The 12,926-nt window shown below is 41.0% G+C and carries 13 protein-coding genes and 1 tRNA gene; 4 read left to right on the top strand and 10 right to left on the bottom strand.

The genetic code is table 11. The features are described from left to right. Positions 1-52: 52 nt before the first annotated feature. The gene (locus ACZ5GB_RS06940; RefSeq protein WP_464326501.1) at positions 53-823 is read right to left on the bottom strand and encodes a hypothetical protein; all 771 of its coding nucleotides are present in this window, start codon (positions 821-823) and stop codon (positions 53-55) included. A 124-nt stretch (positions 824-947) separates the two neighbouring features. Here ACZ5GB_RS06940 and ACZ5GB_RS06935 point away from each other — a divergent pair, with 124 nt between their 5' ends. Next, entirely contained in the window at positions 948-1,325 is a 378-nt protein-coding gene (locus tag ACZ5GB_RS06935; protein ID WP_464326500.1) for a DUF2203 domain-containing protein, read from the top strand. Here ACZ5GB_RS06935 and dcd read toward each other — a convergent pair. The 5 genes from dcd to ACZ5GB_RS06910 all read right to left on the bottom strand — a co-directional run bounded on the left by dcd (position 1,316) and on the right by ACZ5GB_RS06910 (position 4,055). After that, positions 1,316-1,849 (bottom strand): dCTP deaminase, encoded by a 534-nt coding sequence (dcd, locus tag ACZ5GB_RS06930; protein ID WP_464327822.1) that lies wholly within the window; start codon positions 1,847-1,849, stop codon positions 1,316-1,318. The genes ACZ5GB_RS06935 and dcd overlap by 10 nt on opposite strands. 9 nt (positions 1,850-1,858) lie before the next feature. Beyond that, positions 1,859-1,941, bottom strand: a tRNA-Leu gene (locus tag ACZ5GB_RS06925). A 146-nt stretch (positions 1,942-2,087) separates the two neighbouring features. Beyond that, a complete protein-coding gene (locus tag ACZ5GB_RS06920) occupies positions 2,088-3,314 on the bottom strand; it encodes a fimbria/pilus outer membrane usher protein (RefSeq protein ID WP_464326499.1) in 1,227 nt (408 codons plus the stop codon). A gap of 60 nt (positions 3,315-3,374) precedes the next feature. Further along, on the bottom strand, positions 3,375-3,749 hold the full coding sequence (locus ACZ5GB_RS06915; protein WP_464326498.1) for a hypothetical protein: 375 nt from the start codon (positions 3,747-3,749) through the stop codon (positions 3,375-3,377). Positions 3,750-3,824: 75 nt separating this feature from the next. Further along, complete coding sequence (locus ACZ5GB_RS06910; RefSeq protein ID WP_464326497.1) at positions 3,825-4,055, bottom strand: hypothetical protein; 231 nt, start codon at positions 4,053-4,055, stop codon at positions 3,825-3,827. On the opposite strand from ACZ5GB_RS06910, the gene thrC reads away from it, so the two are divergent. Both thrC and ACZ5GB_RS06900 read left to right on the top strand, forming a co-directional pair. Beyond that, the gene (gene thrC, locus ACZ5GB_RS06905; RefSeq protein WP_464326496.1) at positions 4,029-5,087 is read left to right on the top strand and encodes a threonine synthase; all 1,059 of its coding nucleotides are present in this window, start codon (positions 4,029-4,031) and stop codon (positions 5,085-5,087) included. The genes ACZ5GB_RS06910 and thrC overlap by 27 nt on opposite strands. After that, a complete protein-coding gene (locus ACZ5GB_RS06900) occupies positions 5,084-5,779 on the top strand; it encodes an L-threonylcarbamoyladenylate synthase (RefSeq protein ID WP_464326495.1) in 696 nt (231 codons plus the stop codon). The genes thrC and ACZ5GB_RS06900 overlap by 4 nt, the downstream gene beginning before the upstream one ends. Here ACZ5GB_RS06900 and secA read toward each other — a convergent pair. The 4 genes from secA to ACZ5GB_RS06880 form a co-directional block, all read right to left on the bottom strand. Continuing rightward, the gene (secA, locus tag ACZ5GB_RS06895) at positions 5,694-8,489 is read right to left on the bottom strand and encodes a preprotein translocase subunit SecA (protein ID WP_464326494.1); all 2,796 of its coding nucleotides are present in this window, start codon (positions 8,487-8,489) and stop codon (positions 5,694-5,696) included. The genes ACZ5GB_RS06900 and secA overlap by 86 nt on opposite strands. Positions 8,490-8,622: 133 nt before the next feature. Next, positions 8,623-8,907 (bottom strand): hypothetical protein, encoded by a 285-nt coding sequence (locus tag ACZ5GB_RS06890; RefSeq protein WP_464326493.1) that lies wholly within the window; start codon positions 8,905-8,907, stop codon positions 8,623-8,625. A gap of 161 nt (positions 8,908-9,068) precedes the next feature. Then, the gene (feoB, locus tag ACZ5GB_RS06885) at positions 9,069-11,144 is read right to left on the bottom strand and encodes a ferrous iron transport protein B (RefSeq protein WP_464326492.1); all 2,076 of its coding nucleotides are present in this window, start codon (positions 11,142-11,144) and stop codon (positions 9,069-9,071) included. Continuing rightward, complete coding sequence (locus ACZ5GB_RS06880) at positions 11,141-11,353, bottom strand: FeoA family protein (protein WP_464326491.1); 213 nt, start codon at positions 11,351-11,353, stop codon at positions 11,141-11,143. Before ACZ5GB_RS06880 ends, feoB begins: the two co-directional genes overlap by 4 nt. Before the next feature lie 169 nt (positions 11,354-11,522). Between ACZ5GB_RS06880 and ACZ5GB_RS06875 the strand changes: the two genes are divergently transcribed. Next, positions 11,523-12,926: a hypothetical protein gene (locus ACZ5GB_RS06875; protein ID WP_464326490.1), complete on the top strand. Its 1,404-nt coding sequence runs from the start codon at positions 11,523-11,525 to the stop codon at positions 12,924-12,926.

Genomic DNA, 12,926 nt, shown 5'->3' with positions numbered 1-12,926 from the left:
ACCAAAAGCACATTTTCCTGTTTCTTTATCTACACCACAAACGCAATCCGTATCATGTTGGCAGAATTTTTTTTGAAATTTCAGGTTGTATATTTGGATGTAATTGAGAAAAATCAGATACTTCTGCATTGCAGGCATTTACATCTTTATCAGTAAATAGGGGTAAACCACCCTCCATACCAAAATTAACCAAGGTAATTGAACGACTTTTATCTCCAATTGTTTCTTTGTTTAGCACCAAATATGTGGGTATTTCGGAAGAAAGCCAAAGATCTCTGGTAATTTTTGCCCCTTGAAGCATACCTCCCATCCTAAACTTAAAAACTTCAATATTCTTTCCAGAATTTAGCCTTAGATTTTCCTTGCCAATAAATTTCCAAATTGTTAAATCAACTTCATATTCTTGTTCTATGCTTTTCTTATCAAACAGTTCAGGCACGTCTTCATAATAAGGAGGAGGTTGGCTCATGCATATGGTTGGAGACCTATTGATTTTTGCCAGATAATAGCTATTTTTGTTATACTTTTCAAATAATTGTGCGAATATAGACTTTTCAAAAGGCGCAGATTCTTTGTTATCCATTTCAATTCCAATATATTCCTTTCCTTTTATTGTTAAAGGAATAAGTTTGACTAAGATTTTGCCGATTTTTTCTTCTTCCACATTGTCGTAATATCTTACTCCATAACCTTCAACTCTATACTCAGCCCATGCTCCTTTTTTAAAACCTGTGCCTTTTATCTTATATACATGTTCATTAGCCAATGTGCTGGATATTATTAAGAAGTAAATATAAAGTTGAAAAACCTTTTTGAAGTACATTTTGTTCTTCCCCCTATTTAGTGTGAATATAGATCGTTATATGATAATAGTCAAGTTTCTTAGTTCTTATACATTGACTTTGATTTATTGCCTAATGCATGTACTTGGATTAAACTTAATCTCTATGAAGGTATTTGACTTAGAGACGGCAAGGGACTTAATAACTCTTATAAAGCCCATAGTGGAGGATATAAACCTAAAAAGGGAGGAGCTACGCGATTGTCTTGTAAGGCTTGAAGAGGAAGAGGACCCTTTGGAGAAGATGTATTTAGAAAGCCATATAAAGGACTTGGATGCAGATATAAGAAGGCTATTTCAAAAGATAGAAGCCCTTGGTGGTGTTATTAAGGGTGTGGACCCCATACTGGTAGATTTCCTCTCCTTCCACAAGAACAGATATATATGGCTATGTTGGAAGGAAGATGAGGACACCATTATGTACTGGCATGAGTTGGACGAGGGCTTTGTAGGTAGGAAGCCTATAGACCTGCTTTATGAGTGAAAATCCATATATATCCTTGAGGGCGTAGCTCCCTTTTGCCCTTGATACTTTCCCCTGTAGGGCTTTTCCGCCTTTCTGTCAAGCTTGGCAAGGACTATTTGGCATATGCGCACGCCTTTATAAATCCTTATTGGACAGCTGTTGGCATTGTAAAGCTCAAGGGTTATCTGCCCCTCAAAGCCCGCATCCACCCATCCTGCGTTTTCTATAAAAAGGCCAAGCCTTCCAAGGGAGGACCTACCTTCCACAAAGGCTGTTATGTCTTCCGGAAGTTTTATATACTCTTCTGTGGTGGCAAGCATAAAGGCTTTTGGGGGAATAAGCAAACCCTCCTCTGGTATGCTTATCCTTTCCACGGGTATATGGGAGCTCTTTATATCTATACACTCCGACCTATAAAAAAGCACCTCACCGCTTAGGGTTAAATCTATGGAAGAGGCCTGCACGTTTTCTTCCTTGTACGGCTCTATAACCAACCTTCCAGACCTTACAAGCTCCTTTATGCTCCTGTCGCTCAATATCATGGCTTTGTGTGGGGGTGGAGGGACTCGAACCCTCACGGCTCATCGCCGGCGGATTTTAAGTCCGCTGCGTCTGCCAGTTCCGCCACACCCCCAACTATAGAATTATTATATCCTACACTCTTTATATGTGTTTAATTGGGGCATGGATAAGGGCCTTCCTTACCTAATATAAAATCAATTGACTGAAAGCTTAAGGTTTTGACTTCTTACCCAACTATTGATGATGTTATAATATAAGTCATCTTTCTATAGGAATAAGGATTATACCAAGGTCATTGACAAGTTCTCCTTTATCCTTCAGCTCAAGTTTTGTATGAATCGTCTTACCATCTATGTCTATCCTTATCTTGTATGTTCCCGGTCTCAGACCCTCTAAGTAGAACTCTCCAGCTTTGCCCGTTTGAGCTTTTATCTCCTTTTCTTGTCTTTTTTCGTACAATGTGATACAATTTTTCTTACTTTTTGGCATTTCTTGTAAGTTCTCTATTGTAAACTCATAAAATTCCAAGGGTTTTTTCTCTCCAGTGTCCAAGTAATATGCTATGAAATATCCAGAGTATCTGTAAACTCTTTGTACAGAGAAGTCCAAACAGAAGCCGCTTTTGAACCAAGGAGAAACGGCAATCTCTTTTTTGGGAATATTGTACTCAAGGGAGATTTCTTTGTCGTTTACCGTTATGATGTTATCGTAGTAAGAGCTCATCTCTGGCAGGAAGATAAAACCTTTTCTATTGGTCTTGCCTATGGGTTGACCATTCAAGCTTACTGTTACATTTTCCACATCACCAACCCTAAGAAGGCCAAAGCTGTCCACTACAGGTCTGGTTATTCCTAGAGTACCATCCACGTAGGCAATAGCTCCAGAGTAGGTAACCCTTGACCTCTCATAGCAATCTCTGAAATATCCCTCAGCCTCAACAACCCCGTACCTCGACCTATACTGAATATATGGGTTTATAGCATCACCAGATGACGTTCTTTCTAAGCTCATCCTGTAGCCATAACCTTCACCGATGGGGGGTATTTTGGAAAGCTGGAAGAGCTGAGACCGTGAGCTTAATATGTTCCTATACATTGAAAACACTGTATAGTCCACCTTAGGATAAAGATTCACTCCTACAAAGAAGCTGTATGTATTATCCTTTCCAAAGTTCTTTGTAAAGTTTAAGAAGAAGTTTAGCACCCCTCCAAAAGTCTTGTTGTACATTAAGCTAAGAAAGTTTTTCTCTTCGTCCATGAACCTGCTGTGAACCACATCTACGTTCAAGCTGCCAAGCGTAGGCAAAAAGTAGCTGAATCCCACCGAAAAGCTTCCTCTTAGAGCTTTTGTTTGGTAGTAATTACCAGCGTAGTTTTCGGATGCATAAAGCCCAGTAGCTCTAAAACCTAAATTCTGTTGGGTGTAGCTGTAAGAGGACATAAGAGCATAGCCCTTTTGACCCCTTAAGTAGCTATTTGAAGCCAAAAGACTTAAAACTCCATAGTGCTTTAGCAATATTCTTATTTCACCACGCCGGGTGAGAAATTAGACCTCAAGTTCACCCCTCCTATAATAGCTATACCCAATAGTATAAGCATATACATACACAAGCACACAAGTTAAAGTCCTCCAACCACTACCAGCATTAAAAAGCTTTATCTGACTTATAACACCCTCCACCATCTGCTTTTTTGCCCTCATATCCTTACTACCACACACAATCACACATTTATAGCTCCTATCACCATACACCACATAATTCTCCACAAGCCCCCTAAACCATAAACTCCTTCTCTTCCTCTCCCTAAATGCCCTAACCTCATGCATGCTTCCAAAAGTTATCCATACATCATAAACTCTCCCCCACCTATCACATAACACTATCATCAACATACCATATCTTATTTCCTCAAACTCCACCACTTGCCCATTATCTCTCCGAACTATCTTCCTCCTCTTTGCCCACCATACCTTCCCCTTTATTCTCCTTATCTTCTATGTCCTTGCCCTGTTTACATTGGTTATGTCCACTATGGTTCCATCTATTACAAGTTCTATCTTCTTACCATACAAAAGCTTTGCCAAAATCGTAAGCTTGAACTTAAAAAGCTGGTATTCTCTCAATACCCTGTATATTCTCTTCTTTATTGAAGGGAATTTCTTACCCTGCGTATAGGTTATAATATTCTGTGGTTTATTATGAGCTACTGGCGAGGTATAATCCATAAGTATAAGGATTTTCTGCCAATAACCGAAAGGACACCTATAATAACTCTCTGCGAGGGTAATACGCCCCTCATACACGCAGAAAACCTTGCAAAGGCTATAGGTTTTAAAGGGGAAATATTCTTAAAATACGAGGGCCTTAACCCTACGGGTTCTTTCAAGGACAGGGGGATGACTGTGGCCATTTCAAAGGCCGTGGAAGCTGGCAAAAAGGCTGTTATATGTGCTTCCACTGGAAACACCTCTGCTTCTGCTGCCGCCTATGCTGCAAAGGCAGGGCTAAAGGCTTATGTTCTGCTTCCAAAAGGAGCTGTTGCCCTTGGTAAGCTTTCCCAAGCGGTGATCTATGGAGCCAAGGTTATAGCCATTCAAGGAAACTTTGATGATGCTTTATACATAGTTAGAAAGATAGGGGAAGTTTTGCCCGTGGAGATTGTAAACTCTGTAAACCCTTATAGGATTGAAGGACAAAAGACGGGAGCTTTTGAAGTGTGCGATGCCCTTGGAAGGGCGCCCGATTATCATTTCATACCAGTAGGAAATGCGGGCAATATAACGGCCTACTGGAAAGGCTATAAGGAGTATTACCAAGTTGGTAAGATAAACAACCTTCCAAGGATGATGGGATGGCAAGCAGAAGGTTCGGCTCCCATTGTAAAGGGCTATCCTATAAAAAACCCTCAAACCATAGCCACCGCCATAAGAATAGGGAATCCATACAGCTGGCAATCTGCATTACAGGCTATGCATGAGTCTAAAGGCCTTATAGATGCGGTTAGTGATGAGGAAATTTTATATGCCTATAAGCTTATAGCCTCAACGGAGGGTATATTCTGTGAGCCAGCTTCTGCTGCTTCTGTGGCGGGACTTATAAAGCTTACGCGTGAAGGCTACTTTAAGGGTGGAGAGTTGGTGGTATGCACCCTTACAGGAAACGGTTTAAAGGACCCCGACACGGCCATAAAGGTGTGCCAAGAGCCTATTACTCTACCACCAGAGGTGGATAAGGTAATAGAAGTTATAGAGGTATGAAAGTAAAAAAACTAACAAAAAGAGCTTTGGAAGAGGCGGCAGACCTCCTCTTGGAAGGTGGTATTGTCTGCTTTCCCACCGATACAATATATGGCCTTCTTGCTATTGCCACAGATAAGGATGCGGTAGAGAGGCTTTTTTCCATAAGGAGGCCTTCCAATAGGCCCTTTTTAATACTTATACCAGGCTTGGAATGGGTAGAAGAGTTTGGCCTTCTGGCAAGCAAGGCACACCTTCTGCTTATGGAGAGGTTTAATGCTACCTTCATTTTTTACAAAAAGAACTCTATTCCACTCTTTTTAACAAGGGGTAGGAAAAGCCTTGCCCTTAGGCTACCTCCTTATGATAGCCATGTGTTTGAGCTTTTGAGTTTGGTGAATGCACCCCTTGTGGCGCCCAGTGCCAATCCGGAGGGAGAAAAGCCAGCTTCTAATATAAAGGAAGCTATGGAGTATTTCGGAGATAAGATAGACCTTTATGTGGATGGTGGCACCTTAAAGGCCAAACCTTCCACCATAGTAAGGGCCTTGTATCCAAAGGGCCTTAGGCTTGTAAGGGAGGGTAATATACCCTTTGACAAAATCCTTAGCTTTTATAAGGCTATAATCACTTCTTCTTCTTTGATTGCAGCCTTTCCTTTAGAGTCTTCCTCTTTGGACCCTTTTGGTCTGCCTTTCCTTCCACTCCACTAAACACTGCCATACTCAAAAGCCTTTCCTTTTCTTGTTCTTCCTTTTTTATTTCCTCTTGAACTTCTTCCTCAGACTTTATCTGCATATGTATGAGGTCAGATATAGTCCTTTCTCTAAACCTGTTTAGCATATCTTCAAATATGTAAAAGGCCTCCTTTTTATACTCCACAAGGGGGTCTTTTGAAGCATAACCACGCAGGTAGATGCTTTCCCTTAACCTGTCCATCGTATGCAAATGTTCTCTCCATAGGTGGTCAAGGTTGGAAAGCATAAGCACCTTTAGAAGTTCCGTAAAAACTTCCTTTCCTAACTGCTCTTTTTTCTCTTCTATGATACCAAGGACCTTCTCCGATAAAAGGTTTATCAAATCTTCTTTATCCCTTGCCTGGGGTATTTCCACATCTCTGCCTGTTAATTCCCTAAGATAATCTTTGAGTGGTTCAAGGTCCCACAGCTCTGGCTCTTCTTCCTTTATAAGTTCTTCTACCTTTTGGGCCATTAGGTCATACACAAATTCCCTTAGGTATTCTTCAAGGCCTTTGGATTCAAGAATATCCCTTCTCATGGAATACACGGTGAGCCTTTGAGTATTCATAACCATATCGTATTCAAGAAGCCTCTTTCTTATCTGGAAGTTTTGGGCCTCTACTCTCTTCTGGGCGTTTTCTATGGCCTTTGTAACCATCCTACTTTCTATAGGCTCTCCCGGTGGTATCTTTAACATATCCATAAGCTTTTTGACCCTGTCCCCACCAAAGATCCTCATAAGGTCATCTTCCAAAGATAATACAAAACGGGACTCTCCCGGGTCTCCTTGCCTGCCTGCCCTACCCCTCAATTGGTTGTCTATCCTTCTTGATTCATGCCTTTCTGTGCCTATTACCAAAAGACCGCCCAATTCTACCACCTTCTTCTTTTCTTCCTCCGTTATCTTATATGCCTTTTCCAATGCTTCTTTCCATTCTTCCTCTGTGGCTTCTTCTATTGGTTTCCCCTTTGACCTAAGTATCTCCTTGGCAAGATATTCTGGGTTTCCTCCCAAGAGTATGTCTGTTCCCCTTCCTGCCATGTTGGTGGATATGGTGACCGCCCCAAGCCTTCCCGCTTGGGCTATGATTTCCGCCTCCCTTTCATGATGTTTGGCGTTCAATACGTTGTGTGGTATTTTCTCCTTTTGTAAAAGCTTTGACAGATGTTCAGAATCCTCTATGGATACCGTTCCCACCAGTATGGGTCTTCCCTTTGCATGCTCTTGCTTTATAAGTTCCAGCACTGCTTGCCATTTTTCTTCCTTTGTCTTATAAACCAGGTCTGGGTGGTCCTTCCTCCTCATGGGCCTGTGGGTTGGCACCACAACCACCTCAAGACCATATATTTCCTTAAATTCAAGGGCCTCCGTTTCCGCCGTCCCCGTCATGCCAGAGAGTTTTTTGTATAGCTTAAAGTAGTTTTGGAAGGTTATACTGGCCAAGGTTTGGTTTTCCCTTTGGATCGGCACTCCTTCCTTTACCTCTATGGCTTGATGAAGCCCATCGCTCCATCTTCTACCGGGCAGGACTCTACCGGTAAATTCATCCACTATCAGCACTTCACCATCCCTTACTATGTAATGCACATCCCTTTTAAATAGGGTGTGGGCCCTAAGGGCTTGGTTTATGGCATGCAAAAGGTCAATATGCCTTATATCGTAAAGGTTTTCTATACCCAGGAGTTCTTCTACTTTTCTTATGCCTTTCTCTGTAAGCTGTACCGTTCTGTTCTTCTCATCAACGGTAAAGTCTTCCTCTATTTTTAACTTTCTTACCACCTCATCCGCTTTGTAATAGACCGATGTATCCATCTCAGCAGGACCAGAGATTATTAGGGGGGTTCTTGCCTCATCAATGAGTATGGAGTCTACCTCGTCCACTATGGCAAAATTATGGCCCTTTACCTGCACTATCTCCTCAAGGGAAAAGGCCATATTATCCCTTAGATAATCAAAGCCAAACTCGTTGTTTGTCCCGTAGGTTATATGGCATTCATAAGCTTCTCTTCTTGTGCAAGGTGTTAGCTTTGTATAAAAGGCCTTTTTGGCTTGTACGTTTATAAGGTCCGAAGGTAGGGTTTCTTCAAAATATCCCTTAGGCCATACTCTTAGGTCCTCTTCTATGGCCTTTTCCGCAAGATTGGGGTCCGCCCACTCCACCTTGTAGGATGAATAGTCAGAGTTTATAACACCTACCTCCAAGCCAAGGAAGAGATAAAGGGCGCCCATCCATTGGGCATCCCTCCTTGCCAAATAATCGTTTACCGTTACCACATGCACACCTTCATCGGTCATGGCGTTTACCGCAGTGGCAGAAGTAGCCACCAAGGTTTTACCTTCTCCCGTTTTCATCTCCGCAATCTTTCCCTCGTGCAAAACAAGGCCACCTATAAGCTGGACGTCAAAGAACCTAAGCCCAAGAGTCCTTTTGCCGGCCTCCCTCACAAGGGCAAAAACAAGCTCCACCTCTTCTGTTATTTTCCCTTCAATTATCTTCTGCTTTAACTCTTCATTTTGTAATATCTTTTGATGAAGGTCAAAGGCCATCTGCCTTAGTTCAAGGTTTGAAAGCTTATCAAACTCTGCCTCTCTTTGTGTTATCCTTTGAACAACTTTGCGAAGTCTTTTTACCTCTCTATCGCTCTTGGTCCCAAGAAGCTTTTTAATGAGCCATTCTATCATAGTTATAAAATTATAGACCACACAATACGCTGGGTGAGAAATTCGCCCTTTGTAGTGGCAGGTTTTAAACCTACACCCCCTGCCTTATACCGTGCCTCTACATTGCTTGTCTCATTTATTTTTAGCAAAAAAATTACTTTATTATCTTCTTAGACCTTGATAGGGCTTCTTCTATCTCTTCCTTTGAAACCTTACCCTTTATTTCAATGGCTGGCTTGTTATCTACCAGTTTAACTTGTATGAACTCCACCTTTTGTTTTGTGCTTTCCGTCATACAATCGCAGCGGCCCGTCTTACAGTTTTCCACAATTTCTTCCACCTGTGCAATGGATACACTCTCTTCCACTACTTGAACTATAACCCCATCTTCCTTTTCTCTAACCTCTGAAATCTCTGCCAGTCTTTTGCCTTCTGACATATTAACCTCCTATAAAAAAAATTTTTTATGTAGATAAGCTACAAAGCGTACAGAGCCTCTTCCATGATGAAAATCATTCGTGCTTTATTCACAACAGGACTTTTTCCTTCTCCACCTTTTCCACCAAAGGTAGGAAGGGATTAATACAAGCAAAAGAAGAATTAAGTACTCCATAGCAGGCTACCAAGCCTATAGGCCAAAAAGCCCAAAAACCAACCTATCAGAAAGCTATAAGCTAAGAATAGTAAGGCAAAGCCTTTTCCTACCTCTCTCCACATGGTTGCCACTGTACCAAGACATGAGGTATAAAGGAGCAGAAAGACCATAAAAGCGAGGGCGGAGGCTGGAGATAGGCTTTTTGCTACTATACTTCTTAGACTTTGTGAATCTTCCTCCTTTACTTCAAAGGCTGTAGGCACAGGTTTAAATATGTTTAAAAGGGCTTCTTTGAAAGCATTCCCTAAGGCATATACTTGTTCCCTTAGGGCTTTGGATAATTCAAACTCCTCCTTTGTTTCTTGTGGAGCTTCGGCCGTGTATATAGTAGCCATGGAGCTTAAAACTATTTCTCTGGCGAGGAAGGCGGGTATAAGGGATGTGGACATCCTCCAATCGTCAAGGCCAAGGGGGGCAAAGATGGGTGATATGGTCTTCCCAATGTATCCTGCTATACTTTCCGAAGGGTTTTTGACTCCTGGAGGTAAATTAAGCAACAGCCAAATAACCACAGAAGCTGCGAATATAAGTGTTCCAGCCCTATAGAGGAAATCTTTAACATAAACCCATACCACCCTAAATAGAAGTCTTAGAGTTGGCAGTCTGTATGGTGGAAGCTCCATGACAAAGTGGTATAGGCCTCCTTTAAAAACTGTCTTCCTTAAGAAAAGGGCCGTTATCAAGGCAACCAAAATGCCAAGAAGGTATAGAGAGAAGATAATAAGGGCAGGGTTTTTGAAAAATAGCACTGCAAAGAAGGAAAAAACCACCAGCCTGGCGGGACAGCTCATAAAGGGTATCATGGCTATTACCAGAAGCTTGTCCCTTTTGGTTTCAAGAGTTCTGGTGGCTACTATGGCAGGTACATTACATCCAAAGCCCAAAAGCAGTGGCACAAGGCTTTTACCATGAAGTCCAAGCCTATGCATAAACCTATCCATCAAAAAGGCTATGCGGGGCAAATATCCAGAGAACTCAAGAAGGGATAGCATAAAGTATATAACTGCAATAAGGGGAACAAAGGTAAGCACAAAGCCCACGCCACCAATTAGGGCTTCTGATACAACCCTTTTTATAAGCTCTCCGGCTCCTAAGTAGGTAAGCACCTGAGAGACAAACGGTGCAATGAATCCGTTTATAAAGCCTTCTATCCAATCCATAAAAGGACTTGAGAAGTCAAAGGATATTTTGAAAACCAAGAACATTATAAGAAGGAAAAGAGGCACACCCAAAAAGGGATGAAGAAGCACCTTGTCAATGGAATCTGTTATATCCCTTGAGGTAAATAGCCTTCTATGGACTACCTCTTTGTATAAGCCGTGGGCCATTGCATACCTTTCATCCTTTATAACTTCATACACATCTTTGCCAAAGATTTTCTTTATGCTTTCTCTATATTCTTTAAACCTTTCATCCTCAAGAAGCTTTCTTATAAGATCTGCCTTTGTTTCATCTTCTCTTTCTCTGACCTTTTCCAAAAAGTCTTCCAATTCTTTACTATACTTAAGTGGCTTAGGCTTTTCTTTTGAGTTGACCACCTCCACTATGTTGGGCAATATTGCCTTTACGCCTTCACCGGTTCTACCGTTGGTCCTTAGCACTCTAACACCGAGTATTTCAGAGAGCCATTTATCTTTGACATCAATTCCCAACTTTTGAGCCTCATCGCTCATGTTCAAAACAAGCACCATGGGTAGTTCGTGTTCCAATAGCTCCACTGTAAGCAAGAGGTCCCTTTCCATATTGGGCGTTTCTATGATATTGAGTATCAAGTCTGGTTTTTCATTCCGTAGGTAGTTATAGGCTACCCACTCATCATCGGAAATGGGTTCAAGGGTGTATATACCGGGAAGGTCCACAAGGTTTATTTCATAATCCCAAAAGATAACTTTTCCTTCTCTTTTCTCTACCGTAACTCCGGGCCAATTACCTACTTTTAGGCTTGTACCAGCAAGATGGTTTAAAATGCTTGTCTTCCCTACATTTGGATTGCCCACAAGGGCCACTCTTATACTTTTCATTGAACCTCAATATTTTTGGCCAACTCCTTGCTTATGACTATTCTTGAGTTATCTACCTTCAAAAGAAGATTCCTTCCCAATTTTTGAAGAAGGGCCACTCTCCTACCCTTTCTTAGGCCCATGGCTTGAATTTTCTCTAAAATATCCTCTTTTCCAGAAAAGGATAAAATCATAACTTCCTGTCCAGGCTTTACCTCTTCAAGCTTCATACCATACCTCCATGAATTCTGGTATTAATATACAATCCCAAAATTTTTTGTCAAGTTTTTCAGAAGGGATATCAAAAATCCACTATGGACCTCGCGTAAGCTGGACCAAAAGCTCTTTTTGTATGAATATATAGTTTAGTTTTTGGCTATATAGGCGATATTTAAATTTATGGAGATAAGAAGGATAGAGGGTGTGCTTTTTCAGCATGCTACAGAGCAGTTTCAAACCATTAAGGCACAAAAGGCTGGCGAGGCCCTAAGGATAAGGGTTCTATCTGTGGTTCCCGATGTGCTTTTGGACCTTTCCTTGGGTAGCACTATAAGGGCAAAAGTTAGTCATTGGGAAGGCTCCATAATTGGACTTACCCTACCCAACGGTGTTGAAATAAGGGCAGAAAACAAATCTTCCATACCACTTATGGTAGGTGATACGGTGGACCTTATGGTAGAAAGCACAAACCCTTTCGTATTTAGAGTAGTGGGCCTTTACAGAAAGGGACAAGGGGAAGAACTTTTAAAGCTTATTTTTGAAAAGGAAGACAACCTCTTGGTATCTATAAATATGGAGAATTTCAAAGAAAGCGTAGAAAACTCCGGCATCTTTTATGAGAGGAAGCTTTTTGACCTATTTTTGGGAAAAATAAAGGTGGAAGACCTAATGAAGGATAGGAAGGCACAGATTACAGGGCAGGTATTATTGCTGGCAAAAGATTTATCGGATATGTTGGGTATAGATTTTGAAGTAAGTTTGGAAAGTATTAAAAATCTTTTGCATATTTTTAAAGAAAAGATACAAAATTACGAAAAAATTATTGAAGCCTTTAAGGTTTTGAGCTTTGAAAATATGAGTCATGAGGAATATTTGGAGTTTATAAAAGACTTAAGAAATTATAACTCCTTTATTTTAGCCCTTGATAGAGGAGATAAGGCAATTATTCTAAAAGAGCTTTACAGGCTTATCAAGTCTGGCAAACTTACAGAATATAAAAGTGTGATTGAAGCTCTTGAAAGCTTGCAAAATTTGGAAGAACCTGTGGTAAAGGAGTTTTTAAAGGCAATGGAAGGAGGGTCTGATAAGGATATTAAAAGGGCTTATAGCGCCTTGGAAAACTATTTAAAGGAAGGTCAAAGGTGGATAGAATTCTATAATACAAAGTTGCCTCAATTGGAAAACCTTCTTTATAGGCTTGAGTTCCTAAATAGTCTTCAATGGACAATGTTAAAGGATGGCAAAGCTTTTTACCTACCTATCTACTATGAGGGTGGCAAAGGTGGTATTATGTTTAAAGCGGATAAGGATTATACTGTGTTTTTTAAATTGAACTACAATGTGGGCTTTTTGGCAGGACTTTTGAAAAGACCAAAAAAACACCAAAGCTTGGATATTAGATTTCTTACCAATATGGCTTTTTTGGCAGAGAAGTTAAGGGAAGGGAAGAATAGACTTCAAGAGATGCTTTTAGAAGATGGTATAGAGCTAAAAAGCTATCTTGTGGAAGTGGTGGAAGAGGCACAAGTTTTAGAAAGGGTAAAGGATAGCTTTTCACAGGAAGGCTTTCTTTTGATTGTGTAG

This window comes from Hydrogenobacter subterraneus, from assembly GCF_055390195.1.
The sequence above is the reverse complement of the archived record's forward strand: the minus strand, read 5'-3'. Positions and strand labels throughout refer to the sequence as shown.

Excerpts from the sequence above, each read along its gene's own strand:
- ACZ5GB_RS06940 (WP_464326501.1), bottom strand. The coding sequence starts at position 823 with ATGTACTTCAAAAAGGTTTTTCAACTTTATATTTACTTCTTAATAATA.
- ACZ5GB_RS06935 (WP_464326500.1), top strand. The coding sequence starts at position 948 with ATGAAGGTATTTGACTTAGAGACGGCAAGGGACTTAATAACTCTTATA.
- dcd (WP_464327822.1), bottom strand. The coding sequence starts at position 1,849 with ATGATATTGAGCGACAGGAGCATAAAGGAGCTTGTAAGGTCTGGAAGG.
- thrC (WP_464326496.1), top strand. The coding sequence starts at position 4,029 with ATGAGCTACTGGCGAGGTATAATCCATAAGTATAAGGATTTTCTGCCA.
- ACZ5GB_RS06910 (WP_464326497.1), bottom strand. The coding sequence starts at position 4,055 with ATGGATTATACCTCGCCAGTAGCTCATAATAAACCACAGAATATTATA.
- ACZ5GB_RS06900 (WP_464326495.1), top strand. The coding sequence starts at position 5,084 with ATGAAAGTAAAAAAACTAACAAAAAGAGCTTTGGAAGAGGCGGCAGAC.
- secA (WP_464326494.1), bottom strand. The coding sequence starts at position 8,489 with ATGATAGAATGGCTCATTAAAAAGCTTCTTGGGACCAAGAGCGATAGA.
- ACZ5GB_RS06890 (WP_464326493.1), bottom strand. The coding sequence starts at position 8,907 with ATGTCAGAAGGCAAAAGACTGGCAGAGATTTCAGAGGTTAGAGAAAAG.
- feoB (WP_464326492.1), bottom strand. The coding sequence starts at position 11,144 with ATGAAAAGTATAAGAGTGGCCCTTGTGGGCAATCCAAATGTAGGGAAG.
- ACZ5GB_RS06880 (WP_464326491.1), bottom strand. The coding sequence starts at position 11,353 with ATGAAGCTTGAAGAGGTAAAGCCTGGACAGGAAGTTATGATTTTATCC.
- ACZ5GB_RS06875 (WP_464326490.1), top strand. The coding sequence starts at position 11,523 with ATGGAGATAAGAAGGATAGAGGGTGTGCTTTTTCAGCATGCTACAGAG.